This is a genomic window from Paraglaciecola algarum, from assembly GCF_021532655.1.
Classification (GTDB): Bacteria; Pseudomonadota; Gammaproteobacteria; order Enterobacterales; family Alteromonadaceae; genus Paraglaciecola; species Paraglaciecola algarum.
Genome location: NZ_JAKGAS010000002.1, coordinates 441,042 through 460,127, shown reverse-complemented (window position 1 = coordinate 460,127; position 19,086 = coordinate 441,042). Strand labels below are relative to the sequence as shown.

Genomic DNA, 19,086 nt, shown 5'->3' with positions numbered 1-19,086 from the left:
GTTATAATATAACATAACTATAGATACGTTATATCATAACAAATAGCCCTAAAATGATCAAAATCCAAAAAATCAACTCTGTAATTGAAGCAAGCTCTCTGTGCGTCGATATCAACACCCCCCCCATTTTAAAAACATTAAATTTTCAGGTTAAAAAAGGGGAGGTTTACGCTCTACTTGGTGGCAATGGTGCCGGTAAATCTACCACCTTAAAAACATTCTTGGGTTTTAACATCCCCACTAGTGGCAATGCCAAAATTGATGATCAAGAAGTCACTGAAGCTTTAGATACGACAAGAGAAAAATGTGCCTATTTACCGGAGTCTGCGACCTTATACCCACATTTAACCGCTCGAGAAAATATAGAATATTTTTTATCTCTAGCGAATATTCGTAAGTCTCAAGACGATATCAATCAAGCTTTTCAAAAAGTCGCTTTGCAACAAGATGCATGGGATCGCCACATGCAAACCTACTCTAAGGGCATGCGCCAAAAAACCGCAATTGCTTTAGCCTTATTGAGAGAAGCGCCAATTTTTCTTTTAGACGAGCCAACTTCAGGTTTAGATCCCGTTGCAATAGATGAGTTTAACCATCTGGTGCGAGAACTCGCTTTAAGTGGCGCTACTATTTTAATGGTAACTCATGATGTTTATGGAGCATGCCAAGTAGCAGATCGCATTGGATTATTGCGTAATGGAGAATTAGTAGGTGAATTTGATGCACCTGAGAATGGGCGTATCGATACTGAAGAAGTGCATAGAGCTTTCGCTCAAAAGGAAAGTGCATGAATTTAAGTGCCTTCTCTACTGCATACACAATTGCCAAGGACGAATGGCGCTATTGGTTGCGCTCTAAAATTGCAATTACAGTATTAATTATAGGATTGTTACTGACTTTATCGTCAGTGATTGTGACGTCGATCAATATGTTGGAATTGAATCACGATAGACATGATTTACAAAACGCGGCCGAACAAACTTTTGTGGAGCAACCAGATCGTCATCCACATCGAATGGTTCATTATGGGCACTACGCTTTTAGATTGCCTTCACCTTTAGCCACGCTTGATCCTGGAGTAGATGCGTATACTGGCAACTCTGTATTTTTAGAGGGACACCGTCAAAACAGTGCGATGTTTGCAGACCAAAGACAAGGTACTGCATTAACTAAACTTGGTAGTTTATCCCCTGCTTTTATCGTTCAAGTATTAGTTCCTTTATTATTGATACTCATTGGATATAGCTCGGTGAGTCGTGAACGTGAATCACAAACTCTAACCTTTATTCTTTCCCAAGGTACGTCAATTTTTGTTTTGATAGCAGGTAAAGCATTGGCCTTGATATCCCTTATAGGACTAATTTTGCTGCCGTTAATTCTGTCTGGCTTATTCACCATTGGTAACGGCGAAAACCCAATTGTAGTGGCAAGCTTTTTATTGGGTTACGCATTTTACCTAATAATATGGGCACTCATGATCATATTGTTTTCAACTGCCTTATCAAAAAATAGCGAAAGTTTTACGGCGTTAACATTTGTATGGATCCTATTTTGTATTGCGATGCCAAGAATAGCTAGTACAACTGCATCTACAACAGTTCCTTCCGCTGGAAAATTAGAAACAGATTTTACCGTCATTGCTGAGTTGCGTAAATTAGGTGATGGACATAATGCTAATGACCCTGCATTCGCCAAATTCAAGGCATCATTACTCGCGCAATATAATGTGGATACAGTTGAAGATTTGCCTATTAACTTTAGGGGAGCTGTTGCCAGTCGATCTGAAGCAGAGTTAACCACTGTACTTAATAAGTTTGCTGAAAAACGTATGGATGAAGAGTTATCACAAACACAAGTTTCAAGAAATTTTGGTTGGCTATCGCCTATGGTCGCCATTAAAACCTTATCTATGATAAGCGCGGGCACAAGCATTGAGACTCATCACAGGTTCATGAGAGAAACGGAAAAACTTCGTTTTGATTTTGTGCAGAGCTTAAACAAAGTGCATGTTGAACAACTCAATTATCAGGATGATATTAACCGCAATTTGAATGAAAAATCTTCAAAGCAAGCTCGGGTTGACTCTGCAAATTGGCAGGTACTCAATGACTTTACCTTCACACCTGATTCACCATCTACACGATTACAACGCAGCGTGTCTTCTTATCTTCAATTACTGGTGTGGATCATTGTTTTAGTCGGGTTTATTCAGCTAACCGGGAGACGTGCGCAATGAATTATATGTTTGCACAACTGATCAGAGAATGGCGATTCATGCTGACTCAAAAGTATATTTTAGTTCTACTTTTGTGCACTTTAGTCATTTCAGGGTTCTCTGTTTGGAGTGGACTGAGAGAAATAAACCAACAAGAGCAAACTATTCAACGTTTACTGCAAGCCGACGAACAAGATCGCTCAGAAACTCAAGCCAAATACTCAGACCCTGGGTATTTGGCTTATTACAGCTTTCACCTTACCTATTCGCCGCCTTCAGCCATTGCATTTGCCGCGCTAGGGGAACGAGATATTTATCCGTGGAAACACAGAGTTCGAATGTTGGCTTTAGAAGGCCAAATATATGAAAGCGATGGGCAAAATGCTGAACTAGCCCAAACGGGCAAGATAGACTTTGTTTTTGTATTAAGTGCCTTAGCACCACTTCTCATTATTCTGCTTTTTCATGATCTGTATGCCAGTGAGCGAGCAAGTGGACGTCATGACCTGTTGGTCACCACAGCGAAATCTGGATTAGCCCTATGGGGAGCACGAGCAGGTGTGCGTTTTATTACGGTAATTCTGTGCTTAATGTTGCCTTTTTATATTGGCACTTGGATAAGTGGCTCGTCACTTGATTCAGTCTTGCAAGTGAGTGTTTGGTCAATATTGTATTTATTGTTTTGGACCTTGCTCAGTATTTGGTGGGGCAAAAATGCCAGCAGCGCGCCACGTGTAGCATCAGGACTAATCGGTTTTTGGGTATTGTTTGCCTTTATTATTCCTATATTGGGTGATTTAGCCATCCAAAAAGCAGTGCATTCTCCCAAAGGTGGCGACATTTTGCTTACTCAGCGCGAAGCAGTAAATGACGCATGGGACTTACCTAAAGAAACCACTATGGATGCATTTACCGCTACTCATCCAAAATGGAAAAATCATGTTGCCATGGAAAGTATGTTTGAGTGGAAATGGTATTACGCCTTTCAGCAAGTTGGTGATCAAAAAGCAGAATCGTTGTCACAAGCATATCGTCAGGCTGCACACCAAAAATATGATTTATCTGGCTATATATCGTTAATATCGCCGCCGTTATTATTGCAACGTCAATTAACCAGAGTGGCAAATACTGACGCTCTTGCGGCCTTTGCATACGAACAACAGATCCGCGATTTTCATAAGCGACTCAGAGAGTTTTATTACCCGCCATTATTCAAAGGTTTAAATTTAGGCCGATCTCAACTGGCTATCATGCCACGTTATAAACCTGAGGCCCACAAAACTAAAAACACATCAACAACACCACAATTACACTAATAAGGTTTTCCCATGAACACCAATAAAAAAGGGCTTAAGTTGAGCTACTTAAGTACATGTCTTGCTTGCGTACTTCTTTCTCAAGCATCTGCTGTTGCACAAAAAAAAGAGAAAAATACAGACAAGCTGGAAGACATTGAAACAGTTACTGTTGTTGGCTCTCGTCAGGCATATCAAGGCGACTTTAGTCCTTTAGAAACCCCACAGTCTGAATTAAGAATTAACTTAGAGGCACTAGAAAACGCTGGCGCCTTTGACCTAAACCAAGCATTAGACCTATCTGCGTCTGTTGCGCGTCAAAATAACTTTGGCGGTTTATGGAATAGTTTTGCGGTACGTGGGTTTGTGGGTGATGAAAACTTACCAAGCAATTACCTAGTAAACGGCTTTAATGCCGGCCGCGGATTTGGTGGTTCTCGTGACATGTCTGGCATAGAGTCAGTTGAAGTGTTAAAAGGCCCACGTGCAGCATTATTTGGCCGTGGCGAGCCAGGTGGTACCATAAATTTGGTAACCAAACGTGCAAACTTTAATGAAAGAGCTGAACTAAAGTTATCAGCCGGCAGTTTTAGTACAGCACGAGCCGATATAGATATCAACAAGGCTGTTTCTGATGATGTTGCTATAAGACTGGTAGGTTTTTATGAAGATGCAGAAAGTTTTCGCGACACAATTGAAATAAGCAAACAAGGTTTTAGCCCATCTATTTTGTGGAGCATTAATGACGAAAGTCAGCTTTCCTATGAACTAGAGTACAGTCACCAGGAAACACCATTTGATCGGGGAGTCATTGCGGTTGATGGCGTGCTGGGTGTCATTCCAGAGAGTCGTTTTCTTGGTGAGCCAGGTTATGGTCCGATAGAAACTGACGTTCTAGGGCATCAAATTGAGTACCAACAAGATTTAAATGATGACTGGAGTGCTTTGGTTGGCTTTAACTATCGTGATACTTCACTCGAAGGACTCGCCTCTGAAAATGGCTTTTCAGCACCAGATGCAGAAGGTAACTTTGGTCGCTTTAGCCGTTATCGCGATTACAATGCTGTCTATCAAGTGTTTCGCGCTGAATTAAGCGGAAATTTTGATACTGGAGCGTTAAGCCATAAACTGATTATTGGTATCGATGCCGATAAATTCGAGAATGATCAGTTCGCCCTTAGAGACAGATCAACTGACCAGAGTATTAACATTTTTAATCCGGTCTACGGACAATATCCTGAATCAACTTTAACTTTGGCGGGTAATATTGATCGACTTGAAACACAGGAAAGTGTTGGTTTATATATCCAAGATCAGATTAGCTTGACTGCCAAACTAGATATCCGCTTTGGCGCTCGTTTTGATGACTACCAACAAGAGCTGGTTAATCGCCGTTCAGATGGTGTCTCTGATTACTCAGAGTCAAAAGTCACTCCGCAATTGGGTGTTGTCTATAAAGTATCAGATGCCTTATCTTTTTATGCTATTTACGGCGAAAACTTTCGCCCTCTTTCTGGCGCAACTGATGAAAATGGCTTAGAACCGAATCTATCAGAATCATCAGAAATAGGTGTAAAGTTTGCGCTAAATAACGGAGCACTATCGGGAACATTTGCATTTTTTGATGTTAAACAATCTAACATTGCCACATTTGATGCCGACTTTAATGCAACTGCAGTAGGTGAAGCGTCAAGTAAGGGAGTAGAGCTTGATTTAACAGGTAAACTTACAGACACATTAAGCATTTTGCTTTCTTATTCTTATATTGATGCTGAAACCAAAAATGACTATACCGATTTTATTTCTTATAACTTTGTTCCGGCCGGTTCAAGTCTGCTAAATATTGCTGATAACCAATTAAGTTTACAACTTGTGCAGCAAACTCAACTCGCTGATAAAGCTCTAGATTTAATAGCTGGGTTAGTTTATGTGGGTGAAAGAAGTGGTGAGTTTGGTAACCCTGCTTTCAAATTACCTGAATATACGACAGTGCGAATTGCTTCTAGTTATCAACTAACTGACTCTCTCACTTTACGAGCTGAAATTAATAATCTACTAGACGAAGAGTATTACACTAACTCTTATGCAAGCGTATGGGTACAACCCGGTACGCCTCGCAGTTTTAGAGTCTCGGCGACCTATAACTTTTAAGTTTAAATATTGTAAAAACAATCAAACTAAAAAGCCTACATATTTCACCATATGTGGGCTTTTCTATTTGATATAGATTTAAAACTAATTTGCAAAATAATCTGAACTCAGGGTAATACCAGTCTGTCTTAGCATGTTGCGACTTTGCGAGAGCTAAAAAGGAATGTCCTTAATTAAACCTAGATTAGGCTAGTCTGCAAGAGTCGCAATTATGGTTGTGAGTAAATGCCGCTTTTCGAAGGGTTTGGCAACATAAGCATTAAAACCAACTTCGGTATAAAGTTTAATATCTTGTTCAAATGCATTGGCAGTAATGGCAATGATGGGTAACTCAGGATGTTTGGCTTTAATCAACTTACACGCCTCGACACCACCCATAACCGGCATCTGAATATCCATCAATATAATGTCGACTTCGTTATGCACAATAAAATCTACTGCCAATTCTCCATTTTCGACAATAAAAATTGTGGCGTCACTATTTTCTAGCATTGAGCTAAGCACCAATTGATTGATCTCATTATCTTCTGCAATCAAGATATTTTTACCCACCAGAGTTCCAGTATTTATCTCGTGAATAGCAAGATTAGGTAGGGGCGACTTCACCGCTTGCAAAGGCAAAAAGATATTAATTGTTGTGCCAATATTTTCAATACTGGAGACTTCTATCTTGCCTTGCATTAATTGAACTAAAGATTGGGTAATAGACATGCCTAAACCTGTACCGCCATAGCGCCGAGTAATCGATTTATCAGCCTGTTCAAATCGCTGGAAGAGGCGGCTTTGAGCATTTTTACTCATTCCTATGCCAGGGTCTTGAATGCTAATAAGCATGCCCTCCTTGTCCTCAGTATCCAACGAAAGTATTATTTCTCCGCGCTTGGTAAACTTAATAGCATTGGATAATACATTTAGCAAAACTTGTTTAAGCCTTAGTTCATCTACCAACCAAACATCATGATTTAATTCATTTTTAATGCTTAAATTTAACCCTTTTGCTTGCAGGCTGGTGAGCAACTCCGATTTTATTTCCTTGGTCAATTCAACTAAATTAACCTCTGTGACATCCAGTTCTAATTTGCCTGACTCTAGTTTTGAAATATCTAAAATATCGTTAACAAGTTTATTAAGCGTTGTAGTAGATCTGATAGCCAATTCTATCAACTCTCTTTTTCTGGCTTCGTCTGTTTCGTTATTTAACAGCTGTAAAGTACCAAACATACCATTTAGTGGTGTGCGAATTTCGTGACTCATATTGGCCAAAAATTCAGATTTAGCTAAGTTGGCTTTTTCTGCTAATTCTTTTGCTTCAGCCAAAGCTTGCTCTTTCTCAATTTGCTCTGTCAAATCATAAGCAATTCCTAGGTATCCTGTAATTTCATTAAACTCATTTTTTAGAGCTGTAACATTCAACATAACAGGTATGTGCTGGCCATTTTTGGCTACATATGTCCACTGCCATTCATCCTCTAAGCCTTTATTCGATTTAACAGAGAACACGTCAAATCCGGGTTTCACTATACATTGTAATTCTTCTGATAACTTAAGTGCTCGTGTTTCGATTTCTGAACTCAAATGAAATAAGGCTGGAGATTCTTTTAAAATTAAGTCGTTAGCTACATAACCTAACAACCTTTCTGCAGCTGGATTAAATAAAGTTATTAATCCAGAAGTATCAGTTGCGATAACGGAATAACTAGCATTTTTTAATATGGCGGTTTTTAATGCATTCGCATCACTAATTTCTTTGGTTCGCTTTGCCACTAAACCTTCTAATCGCTCGTTCGACTCTTCTAACATTTTGTCGTTTGTAATTAAAAACTGCTGACGAAGATTTTGAGCTTCTTCTTTACGGAAATAGATAAGGGTAAGACTTAATAGCCCAAGTGCTAGGACCACAGTTAAAATCAGGTATTGAATAAAAACAGTGTAAGGTTTTACTGTTTTTGCGTCTTCAACATAACTAGTAGTCGCTATAGCAGTGAATTCCCAGATTCGACCAAATACAGGCACACTTTCCATAGTTCGAATAAAATCATCGGCGGGACTTGTTAATTGCGGTTGATAAAAAACGGTTCTGGTATCATCAGTGACATCAGAAATAATCACGTCAATATTATTGGGAAACGCTTGATTAGCACTTAACACCTCATCAATTAATATAGGAGCATAAGTCCATCCAATTACATGGGCGAGTTTTGCAGCAGGAGCATTAGGTAGGATTGAAGTATCATAAATTGGTAGCAAAATTAAAAAGCCATGTTTCACCTTTTTATCAGCCTGCACTAATGTAATTGGCGCAGTAATTTCAATTTTGTTATTTACAGCAGCATTTATGGCTGCATTTCTGCGCATAGTTTCCGAACCAATATCCAACCCAACGGCATTTTTATTAAATGTTTCAGGCTCAATAAAACGTATAATAAATAAACTTTGGTTATGGGCTGAAAGTTGTCGCAACGTAAAATGGTTATCAGGCCGCATTTGTTTTTGTTGTTGTAAAAAACTAGACAACTTAACTTGCTCAACTTTCTGAATAAAACCAATACCTCGAACTCCCGGAAACTCTTGTTGGAAGTCTCTATTGCGAGAGTAAGTCAACATAGTTTGATAATCGAATTGCTTGAGACCTATAGTTGAAATAAGCCCATGTAACCCTCTTAAACCATATGTGTAAAACCTGATGCGCTCTTCGAAATCAGCACTTATCTTGGATAGATCATTTTTTAGCGTTTGTATGGCTAAAGCATTTTGAATTTGTTGCTCTTTATATTCTGCTTTATAAGAAATATAAGAACCAACAATTAAAATTAACGCAGGTAATATAAGTGCTCTAAACAACGATTTATTAAGTACCTTTTTAAAAAATATAGAATGCTTCATGCACAACCTTGTTATTTAACCTCAATCCGCATAAGTATTGCCTACCAGATGACTCTGTTCATCCCTGTAAGCTTTATTATGAGTAGGTTTAAAATGACTAATCAGATTAGGGCCTTTTATCCCCAAACATTCATACCTAGTCATTACAATATACACTTCTTAAAATATTTAAGAGTAGAAATTTAAAGGAAGTCTTCAAAAACCCAAATATTACTATTCGGGCTTAGGTGTAGGATCAACAAACCAATTAATAAATTGAATGTGAGTTTAAAACTTCACTATGCTAGTGTTTTTTAAATTTCCTTTTCTGTCTTTTATTTCAATGGTTAACTGTTCTGGTTTGGCGATGATTTTTCCGTAGCTCTCCTCAGTAAACACATCAAGCAGCTTGTTGACTTGTATGCAGTCATGACCGGACAATTTTCCAGACATCTGAAAGGTATCTTGATTAGGGTGAGGATAAGGCCAAAAGAATGGACTGCTGACAACAGAAACAACATGAAAATCTGGATTGTCAGATCGAGTTAAAATAGCGGCCATAGAAGCATGTACATCACCACTAAGAAACACCACTTTGGCAATATTTTTATTGCTAATAAAATCTAATATTTCATTTCTTTGTCCTTGGTATCCACTCCATTTATCTTTGTTTCCCTTAGAATAATCTGGAAAAAATGGCACTGAGGTGGCTATAAACTTTACTTTGCCTGAACCATTATTAAGCCAATCTAATAATGCTTTAAATTGTTTTGGGTTGACCATACGGTCTTCCGTACGACCCGTCCTTACATCCATCACAAAGGTTTCACTACAGCCGTTTTCAGTTGTATACCAAAATGTGTTGCCAACATTGGCTATTTTACTTTTGTCATTGCTTAGGGTTGCCGCTGGACTATGGCTCATTTGATAAATTTTATAAGCGTGCATGGCCGCTGGGTATTTTCTTAACAAATCGTTATAACTAGCTTTTGAGGGCCAATTATCTTCAATTTCGTGATCATCTAAGGTCATATAAGTGGGAGTTGAACCGACTAATTTTGAGAAGTTAGCTTGACTAAAAACCTCTCTATATCGCTCCAAGAATTCATCTACGCAATTATCGGCACCAATAATGTTTAGGTCATCTGCATATATTTGGTCGCCTAACATTAACACGTGGTCTAGCTCTTCATTAGCCATACTGCCAAAGGTTTTATCGCCTCTCGAATCAAAAATGGTTCCTCCAAACAATTTCAATAAATACCGACATGAACCAAAAGCAAACTTTACTGGGTCTGAGTCATCAGCACTTGGTGTACGAAATTGTTTGATGTTTATTTCTGTCCAATCCAACTCTGACGGGTCAACCTCTTCGCCGTCTTTTACATTTACATAACCAGATTGATATTCATAATCTGTGGCTGGGGCGAGGTTATTGTTAATAGATACACTTGAATAATCAAAATGGGGCTGTTGAAACCGAATGATCGGACTAGACCAATCTTCACTGTTTACTTTTTTAACTCGACAAACACTAAAGTTTATTTTTCGCCTTTTGGGTTTTCCGCGGCCAAATACATGAGCTGAATCTGTGGTGACTTTCCCTAAAATAGGTCCGACATTAAACTTGTTTACTTCCATGACAAATTCCTTATATTTTTGAATTTTTACAATTTCAGTATAGAAGGGATTATTAAAAACTCATTAGGAATTAAAAATAGTGAAACTAAATTCGAGGTTTACTTTAAGTGCCGCCCACCATCAAGGTGTATTGTTCGCCCAGTAACGTATTGACTGTCCCGCAACCACTCAATGGTTTTAATCACTTCTTGAAAAGAGCCTTCGGTTTGCAGTAGTGATTTATTCCGAGCTTTGATTTTATAACTGTCGTCATCGTGTTCATTAAATGCTAATAATGCTGGGGCGATTGAATTAACTTTAATGATAGGGCTATAGCGTTGGGCAAAGGATAAGGTTAAGTTTTCTAGTGCCGCTTTACTGGCTGCATATGCTATATGCTTTTTACTCCCTTTAAATGCTACATAATCACTGATATGAATAATATCACTGTACTGTGGTTGTTGCTTTATGCCTGACTCCGATTTACTGCTAGTAAGCTGTTGTTTAAATGCTAAGTTCAGTTGGTAGGGAACTTCAGCGTGGATAGTCATCATGTTTGAGAATATTTGATGGTAATCTAAAAAATCCAACTCATCTTTTTCATCGTGCCAATCAGATGCATTGTGAATTAGGCAGTCTATAACAGCATGATGCCTGTTCACTGAATTTATAAACTGCTGAGTTTGCTGAGGTTTGTAAAAATCTACTTGGTAAAGCTCTGCACCGTTTTGTCGCAAGGTTTCGATTGAGGCTCGCTCGGTACGATAAGTACCAATAACCTTATATTGTTTAGCCAGAAAGTGATTGGCGAGAGATAAACCCAGACGTTGACCCACGCCCGTTATAAGAAGTGTGGGCATTTACTTTAAAAACTCCTGTCGTGTAATAGCATTATCTTTAAAACTGCCGCCAAGTGCGGTTGTTGTTGTGTGTGAGTTTGCATCCATAACCCCACGAGATTTAACACAGTAATGTGTTGCATCAATTGAAACCGCAACATTATCTGTATCCAGAAGTGTTTGTAGTGCCACTAATATTTGCTGGGTTAATCGCTCTTGTACTTGCGGGCGCTGTGAAAAGAATCGAACAATACGATTTATTTTTGATAAACCAATTATGCTATTTTTAGGTATGTAAGCAACTTTCGCCGTGCCATCAATCGTTACAAAGTGGTGCTCACAGGTACTGATTAAACTAATACCATCTACTTTGACCATTTCATCAACGTTCATCTTATTTTCGATAGCAGTCACTTTAGGAAACGATTTGTAATCTAACCCTGAGAATATTTCGTTAACGTACATTTTTGCTAGGCGATGAGGGGTTTCACACAAGCTATCATCTGATAGGTCTAAGCCCAATGTAGTTACAATATCAGTAAAACTATGTTTAATTTTTGCATACTTTTGCTCGTCCGTAAGTTGATTGTCGAGCATTGGCGTCTCTAGGCCACGCTTTATTAGTGCTTTACGTACCAATAAAGCCTCTTGACTAATTGGGCTAGACGAAAGGTTTTCACTAGCAATACTCAACGCTGCTGCTTGTGGGGTCATAATTAATTCTCCTGGGTTGTATTGCTGTGAAAGTCGAGCGAAAGTGATACCGAATCAGCAAATCGAAGGGCATGGGGTTTGTCTATTTTTACTTTAGAATAAACTACATCCGGATGCTCACTGCAAATACTAAGGACATCTGCGACGAGCTTTTCGAGCAATAAGAACCGACCTGATTCAACGTGTTTAATGATAGCTTTGGTAATAGTTTTGTAATTAAGCGCGTCTGATACCTTATCAGTTATACATCCATTATTTAAAGGGTAGTGAATCTCAGCATTTATCACTATATCCTGTTGTTTAGTTTTTTCTTCATCGTTAAACCCGATAAAGGTTCTTAATCTTAAATTAGTTATTTCGATTACTGCATTCATCACACGTATCGATTTTCTTGGTGACTGATAAACAGAGTCATCTGCTAAGGCATAAGCTGGAGAATTCATAAAACATCTCTAAATAAGTTAATATTTTAGTATTGATGCCTATATACGCTACTTCTTTAAATTTAGTTCAATCAACAATAAAGAAGACCAACGTTAAAATAGCTAAAGCTAGTTATTGCACCATTTAATTCCTAGGAATTTTAATCTTGATAATATTTAATATTCAGCCTGTCTAAAATAGGTATAACTGAATCGACGCGACTTAAAAACCTCGGATAATCCCTGTGCCGTTCTTCAGTCCAAGCTAGCTCAGCCGTAGCCAATAATCTAGGCCACAGCCGGTTATCAGCGGCTTCGTTGGTATGCACTAGCTCTGACCACATGGCTGATTCCACCCCAATCACTTGTTTAAAATTTTGTGGGTTAAGTTGATACGCTCGCTCTAACGGTACCCCTTCTTTTCGACACCAATCGTAAGTATTAGCTTGGCCTGTGTAATTACCGTGATCAAAATAAGTGTAAGAACATGGTGACAAAATAATTTGATGGCCACGGGCTAAGGCCGGTTGAATATCGTATTTGTCGTTCCATAACTGCAATAATACATCTGGATTATTATCAGCCACGGAACCTTCTTCCCAAGCAATAGCGGTGCGACCTAATTCTTCTACCATGCGTGTAGCTCGCCCAATAAATTCAGCATAAAGCGGGTCTTTAATTTCATCGCCACCAATATGGATATATTTAGAGGGGAATAATGCTACAAGCTGAGTTAATACATCTTTTACAAAAGGGTAAGTGGTTTCAGGTTTAGTTAAACATAATTTACTAAAACCCACTTCTAACCCGTTGTATGGCGCAAGATTGGTTACATCATCACAAGCTAGTCTATTGTATGCAGCTATGGCTGCTTGAGTATGGCCGGGTAAATCAACTTCAGGCACTAAAGTTACATGGCGATCTTGAGCAAATTTAACAAGCTGTCGGATTTGGTCTTGAGTGTAAAATCCAGAGCGGCCACCTTCTACTGCACTTGCGCCACCAATTTCAGTTAACTTTGGATAACCTGCTATTTCAACTCGCCAGCCTTGATCATCGGTCAAATGTAAGTGCAGGCGATTTAATTTAAATCGAGCCATACGCTCAATATGTTGTTTTAGGTATTCCACTGGCAAAAAACTACGTGCTACATCTAACATATTGCCGCGCCAAGCAAATGTGGGAGTGTCGGTTATCTCAACTTTTGGTAAAATAAATAAAGAGTCTTGCTGCTTAATCAATAATTGACTCAGAGTTTGCACACCATAAAACAAACCCGCATCGGAATTAGCACTTAATTTAATGTCATTATTAATAATAAGTCGATACCCTTCAGCACCCAGAATAGGCTCATCAACTAGCTGTATGTGTATTTTGCTGGCAGAACTAGCATCTTGTTTAAGGTTAATTTCATCTAAAACTCTGATTAACGCGGGCATTGCAGTACTAGCTTTCTGCGGTGCAATAAGAACTACAGATTGACTTAACTGCAATGTACCAGAGTGACGTGTGATCGATTGAGGATATGGAATTAGTGGTAACTGCTTATCTTGTACAATAGCTTTTTCGTGAGTCCCTAGTTCAGTATCAAGAGCGGCCCTGTGACTATCGCTCGTTCCACAACCAACAATAAAACTAACGATAAATAACAAATATAGAATTTTCATCTTAGACCCTTTCTAATTATATTTTTATAAACTCAATACTAACAGTTGAAATAAATGTTAGGCAAAAAGATGCTGATAATCACTTATATCAATCTCTGCCATACTTTAACCTAGCAACTAATATTTCCCTGCTAATGAATAAATGTCGAATATTTATGCAAATTAAAGCCTAACTAAATATATTAGGATAACTTTTAAGGCAATAAATGGAAGCTAGCTTTTCGCACTGCTAAAATAGTGGATGTGATCCATAAACGTGTTGTACAGCTATGACCGCTGATAAAAATCTAGATTTAGCCTTGTTAGGTGACTTTTCCGATCAAAAATCCCAACTAAAAATCATTAAGTATGTTTGTAATTTCACTAGCATAGTGGCGTTGTTTTACGCTTTATTTTTTTGGATAAAGATAGATCAGCCTTTTATCGCAGGGATCAATTTACTTTTTGTATTGGCCTATTTAGCTTCGTTAGTATTAATCCATTACCAACGTTCAGCTGCCGCTACGTTATGGTTTTTCGCGGTTTTAGCCTGTCATGTATTTATACTCACCACACAAGTGTTTACCTCAAATACCGGCTTTCATTTTTACTATTTATTGTTTCCAAGTGGCGTATTTTTATTATTAGAAAATCAGTACAAGTTATCCAAGATTGTAATCACCATGCTTGCTACTGGCTTATTCTTTATTTGCGAACATTATCCTAAGGAGCCGCTTATTGAGCTTACTGAACAAGCTGAGACTTGGATTTTTTCTTCAATAATTTTGGTCATTATTGGTGAGTTAGGCATAGTGATGTTTATCTTTAATCAGATGATCACCTCTCGAGAAAACAAACTGATACAAATGGCCGCAATTGATCCCCTAACTGGGCTAAACAACCGTCGTAATTTTATGCAGCTCGCTGAAAATATTTATGGTAGCCAAGTTCAAAAGCAACAGGCTTTCTGCCTGCTTTTAATGGATCTCGACCATTTTAAAAAAATTAACGATTCATATGGCCATATAGTGGGTGATAATACTTTAAGCTTAGTGGCAAGTTTAATTAAAGCTAAAATTAGACCTAACGATATATTGGCTCGATATGGCGGAGAAGAGTTTGTTTTACTATTACCAGAAACAAACCTTGAGCAAGCAAAGGAGCTAGCCGAATCCATCAGGCAAGCAGTTGAATCTTTAAAGATACCTTTGAGCAATACAGATAATACTTCTTGCACCTTAAGCATTGGTTTGAGTTTAGGCGATACACACTTATCGGAATTAACCAATATTATTAAACAAGCTGACGACGCTCTATATCGAGCTAAAAATCAAGGCCGTAACTGTATTAGCTGTTAAACCAATTTAGAACAACACTATTGTCTTATTATTATCGAACCATGTCTTATTAGCCAATATACCTTTCGAAACTAGGCCATTAATATGAACCTTCAATTATTCAACCTATTTATTGTTATTGAAGGATCTCATTATGCAAGACTTATCATTATCAGCCGCAATCGACACTTATTTTGATGCACTTTATTTTTGTGATGTAAAACTCTTAGACCAAGTGTTTCACCAGTCATCGAGTCTATTTGATGTAGATGAAGGCAGATTGCTAGTGGATCCTATCGCCAGTTTTAGACAAGACGTTGCCACACGTCCTTCCCCAGCTAGTATGAGACAAGAACGTGAGCAAGAAATCATTCTAATCGATTGGTTATCAAAAGATTGTGCCATGGTCAAAGTTCGCCTTAGAGCACACAAAAACATATTTGTTGATCATCTTTCGTTTGTAAAAGATGCAGACCGCTGGTGCATAGTGTCTAAAGTGTGGCATTTAGAACGCACCGTTTAACCTCGGTTATAATAATAAACCAATCGAGCGTGTATTACTGGTATTAAGCCAAGCTCGGATTGACTTGGCTTTTGCCAAACTACTCCAATATTCAATTAACATTTTTTTATAAACAGAAAAGTCTCCTAACTTAGGAACAGTTAACCATCCTACTTCCTAATTTGGGATTCACTACAAATATTTAACTTGCCAAATTTAAATTAACCACTCAATTAGTTCTAGTTTTAATTACGAACTAGTGACACCCATCAAATTGGTATTACCAATAAAATAATTCTAGTAATTAAAAAATTAAGCTTACCTGCTTGAATCCCAACAAAAACAAGCTTTACTTAGTAAATAGCTATTAATTATTTATTTACACAATGAAACTCACCTGTAACATTTATTTGACAAACCAATTTTAAATTGGTTACATACAAGGCAATACCAAACCCTACTACAATAACAAAATTGGTATTACCAAAATAACAAGCCAAAATGAGGAATCAAAATTCACATGAACACTCAATTTAATAAAATTACCCGCGTGATGAAAAGCAATACAGCTGCATTATGTGGTACTGCGATGTTAGCCATGCTTAGCGCACCTGCTGTTACAGCTCAAGAAGCAGCTACTGATGATGTTGAAGTAATCGAAGTATCTGGTATACGTAGCTCTCTTACCAGTGCCCTATTAGAAAAGCGAGAAGCGACTAACCTGATTGAAGTTATTCAAGCCGACGATGTAGGTAAATTACCAGATCAAAACTTGGCTGAGGTTTTAGAGAACATTACTGGTATTCAAATCACCAGAACCGCTGGTGTTGGTACGGGCGTACAAATTCGTGGTACTAACTCTAACCGTGTGGAAATTAATGGTGTATCCACTGTGGGTTCAGGTTCTGGTCGCAGTGGTATAAGTTTTGAAGATGTAAATGCATCGATCATTTCTTCGGTTGAAGTAACAAAGGCTCCAGATGCAAAAACCATCGAAGGTTCTGTGGGTGGTACAGTTAACTTACGTACTATTCGCCCATTAGAATTGTCTGAAACCTTAGGTTCAGTGCGTGTTCAATTAGAAGATAGCAGCTTGAGCACTGAAAGTGCCACTCCTCGTTTCTCTGGTGCATTTGGCGATAACTGGGAAACTGATGCGGGTAAATTCGGTTTTGTTGCAAGCGGAAGTTACACTGAACAAGAAGCGGTTTCCTTCCGTCCTCGTACTGACCGCGACAACTTATCAAATATTGAAGGGGTTCCCGAATTTCAGGGCATTCAGTTCTTAGTACAAGAGCAAGAAAACGACGATTATGAGACTCTTAACTTAGCCACTACTTTTGAGTGGGCCCCTAACGCTGATTTAAAATTTCACTTTGATGCCATAATTAATGAGCAAGAGAGGAGCCGTGATAACTACCGAATTCAAGCCTCAGGTGTTAGTTCATTTCGTGAATATAATACCCCTACCGCTTTTGAAACAATTAATTATGGAACGGTAGGTGGCGTAAATATTGGAAGTTACCAAGCAGCGCTTTCCGGTACTATAGGTGACCCATTGCTTCCTACACAAGAAAACCCGAATTTACGTTTTTCAAGTGAAACAGGCTCCCGTATAACAGACAGTACAGTCTTTATTTTAGGCGGTGAATGGCAAGGTGAAAACTTAAAAGTGAGTGCGGAAATATCTTCTTCGAGCTCTGATACTACCAATCCAACCCTAAGTACAACGGTGAATTTTATCAACCCTAATTGTGACATAGAGGGGAATTCACGTAACGAGAACTGTACGCCGTTTATATATGATTTATCAGGTGGTTCATTGGCTTGGGGGATCAACTTTGATTCACCTTGGGCACCTTCTGTGGCTGATTTAACCAATCCTGCTAACGTTGTACTTGACCAAGTAGATGTGGGCAGAAACATTAACGAAAACGCTGAAGATGCCTTTCGGGTAGATTTTGAATACTATGTTGATACAGTCGACTTTATTAATACGGTTGACTTTGGCTTCCGTTACAACAAATCGTCGCATAAATTTGAAGATATTGATGACAGAATTGGCGGTTTCAGCCAAATGAAAGACAGCCCAAATGGGACGCTTTTTGCCGAATTACTGGTAAAAGGACCGACTAATTATGGAGACGCTGACGGACGTGATTTATTCATCTCTAATTTCTTGTTGCTTGATCCAGATCGTTCATTCTCAGACCCTGCTGGAACGTTAAAAATCCTTCAAGATGCAGTGATCGCACATGATCCTGATAGTCCTGATATTCTAAAAGTTGAATCAGATAAGAATGCATTTCGTGATATAAAAGAAGAAACTACCGCCTTGTATGTACAAGCTAACTTTGAATTAAATGAGATGATACGTGGTAACATTGGTGTGCGTTATATTGAAACTGACATTGATTCAACTGGTTATGGCCCTAACGATACGTTAGAAACCACCAGCGGTAGTTATGACTTCCTATTACCTCGTTTGAACTTAGTGATTACTCCACACGATGACGTAGTCGTGCGTTTAGGGTATGGCACAGACATTAACCGCCCTGGTTTTAATCGTCTAGCAACAGGTTATTCATTAGCACAAGATGAAAACTCAGTAGTGGCCTTAGGTAACCCAGGCTTACAACCTGAAGAAGTGGATTCATTCGACATTGGTGTGGAATGGTATTTTGCTGAAGCTGCTGTAGCCAGTATTGGTTACTTCAAGAAAGAACGCACCAATATCTTTGGTATCGACTTTGAAGGGGCTGCTTTACTGGACGACCCTAACAATTTAACAGGTGGTTTATCTCGTGAACCTGGCCCATCATGCCCTGGTGGCGGGTTCTACAACCCAACAGTTATTCCTGGGATTTTAGCCAGCGATCCTAATCAAATTGGTATGTGTGTAGATTTAACTAAGCCCGGTAATGATCCAGACACCACTACCCAAACCGGTATCGAAATGGCCTTCCAGTATGACCTATCTAGTTTTGAAGATGATTTAGGTTGGGCTTCTGGGTTTGGTATCTTAGCCAACTACACTATTCAGGATTTCTCTGGTGGTTCAATTGTTGATTCAACCTCTGGCCGCGGACTTCAAGTATTAGGTGATGTGAGCATAGACCGAGGGTTATTAGATTTCTCTGAAAATGCTTATAACTTTACTTTGTACTATGAAAAATTTGGCCTTTCAGCTCGTATGCGTTACACATGGCGTGAAGCGTTCCGTACCCAAGATTTTGGTGGCGGTGCTAACACCAGTGGTAGTAGTACACTTAGTTTCCCTGTTGTTACAGCAGATAGAGGACAGCTTAATGCCAGTATCAGTTACGACGTAACTGAACAATTAAACATTGGACTTGAAGCAGTTAACTTAACTGAAGAGCGTATTGACCAGTACTGTGTGGCTGAAAATGCACTTTTATGTTTCGTCGGCTTACCAGACAGACGTTTAACCTTAGGTGCTAGCTACCGTTTCTAATATTTGAA

The 19,086-nt window shown here is 38.7% G+C and carries 13 protein-coding genes; 7 read left to right on the top strand and 6 right to left on the bottom strand.

Annotation, left to right across the window (positions count from 1 at the left end):
* Nucleotides 1-53 precede the first annotated feature (53 nt).
* The 4 genes from L0668_RS05495 to L0668_RS05480 are packed head-to-tail and all read left to right on the top strand — an operon-like array spanning nucleotide 54 to nucleotide 5,661.
* Entirely contained in the window at nucleotides 54-791 is a 738-nt protein-coding gene (locus L0668_RS05495; protein WP_235311075.1) for an ABC transporter ATP-binding protein, read from the top strand.
* On the top strand, nucleotides 788-2,236 hold the full coding sequence (locus tag L0668_RS05490; protein ID WP_235311074.1) for a DUF3526 domain-containing protein: 1,449 nt from the start codon (nucleotides 788-790) through the stop codon (nucleotides 2,234-2,236). Before L0668_RS05495 ends, L0668_RS05490 begins: the two co-directional genes overlap by 4 nt.
* Complete coding sequence (locus tag L0668_RS05485) at nucleotides 2,233-3,531, top strand: DUF3526 domain-containing protein (protein ID WP_235311073.1); 1,299 nt, start codon at nucleotides 2,233-2,235, stop codon at nucleotides 3,529-3,531. The genes L0668_RS05490 and L0668_RS05485 overlap by 4 nt, the downstream gene beginning before the upstream one ends.
* Nucleotides 3,532-3,543: 12 nt before the next feature.
* Nucleotides 3,544-5,661 (top strand): TonB-dependent siderophore receptor, encoded by a 2,118-nt coding sequence (locus L0668_RS05480; RefSeq protein WP_235311072.1) that lies wholly within the window; start codon nucleotides 3,544-3,546, stop codon nucleotides 5,659-5,661.
* A gap of 189 nt (nucleotides 5,662-5,850) precedes the next feature.
* Here L0668_RS05480 and L0668_RS05475 read toward each other — a convergent pair whose 3' ends face one another.
* The 6 genes from L0668_RS05475 to L0668_RS05450 all read right to left on the bottom strand — a co-directional run bounded on the left by L0668_RS05475 (nucleotide 5,851) and on the right by L0668_RS05450 (nucleotide 13,785).
* Complete coding sequence (locus L0668_RS05475; RefSeq protein WP_235311071.1) at nucleotides 5,851-8,544, bottom strand: CHASE domain-containing protein; 2,694 nt, start codon at nucleotides 8,542-8,544, stop codon at nucleotides 5,851-5,853.
* A gap of 267 nt (nucleotides 8,545-8,811) precedes the next feature.
* Entirely contained in the window at nucleotides 8,812-10,164 is a 1,353-nt protein-coding gene (locus tag L0668_RS05470) for an alkaline phosphatase D family protein (protein ID WP_235311070.1), read from the bottom strand.
* A 98-nt stretch (nucleotides 10,165-10,262) separates the two neighbouring features.
* Nucleotides 10,263-11,003: a dihydromonapterin reductase gene (gene folM, locus L0668_RS05465; RefSeq protein WP_235311068.1), complete on the bottom strand. Its 741-nt coding sequence runs from the start codon at nucleotides 11,001-11,003 to the stop codon at nucleotides 10,263-10,265.
* Complete coding sequence (gene folE / locus L0668_RS05460; protein WP_235311066.1) at nucleotides 11,004-11,696, bottom strand: GTP cyclohydrolase I FolE; 693 nt, start codon at nucleotides 11,694-11,696, stop codon at nucleotides 11,004-11,006.
* A 2-nt stretch (nucleotides 11,697-11,698) separates the two neighbouring features.
* Complete coding sequence (gene folX / locus L0668_RS05455; RefSeq protein WP_235311224.1) at nucleotides 11,699-12,073, bottom strand: dihydroneopterin triphosphate 2'-epimerase; 375 nt, start codon at nucleotides 12,071-12,073, stop codon at nucleotides 11,699-11,701.
* Nucleotides 12,074-12,279: 206 nt separating this feature from the next.
* Nucleotides 12,280-13,785 carry a beta-N-acetylhexosaminidase gene (locus tag L0668_RS05450; RefSeq protein WP_235311065.1) on the bottom strand — a complete coding sequence of 502 codons (1,506 nt, stop codon included), beginning with the start codon at nucleotides 13,783-13,785 and terminating at the stop codon, nucleotides 12,280-12,282.
* A gap of 269 nt (nucleotides 13,786-14,054) precedes the next feature.
* Between L0668_RS05450 and L0668_RS05445 the strand changes: the two genes are divergently transcribed.
* From L0668_RS05445 to L0668_RS05435, 3 genes are all read left to right on the top strand, one after another.
* Nucleotides 14,055-15,122: a GGDEF domain-containing protein gene (locus tag L0668_RS05445; protein ID WP_235311064.1), complete on the top strand. Its 1,068-nt coding sequence runs from the start codon at nucleotides 14,055-14,057 to the stop codon at nucleotides 15,120-15,122.
* A gap of 133 nt (nucleotides 15,123-15,255) precedes the next feature.
* On the top strand, nucleotides 15,256-15,624 hold the full coding sequence (locus tag L0668_RS05440) for a nuclear transport factor 2 family protein (protein ID WP_235311063.1): 369 nt from the start codon (nucleotides 15,256-15,258) through the stop codon (nucleotides 15,622-15,624).
* 499 nt (nucleotides 15,625-16,123) lie between these two features.
* A complete protein-coding gene (locus L0668_RS05435; RefSeq protein WP_235311062.1) occupies nucleotides 16,124-19,078 on the top strand; it encodes a TonB-dependent receptor in 2,955 nt (984 codons plus the stop codon).
* Nucleotides 19,079-19,086 lie beyond the last annotated feature (8 nt).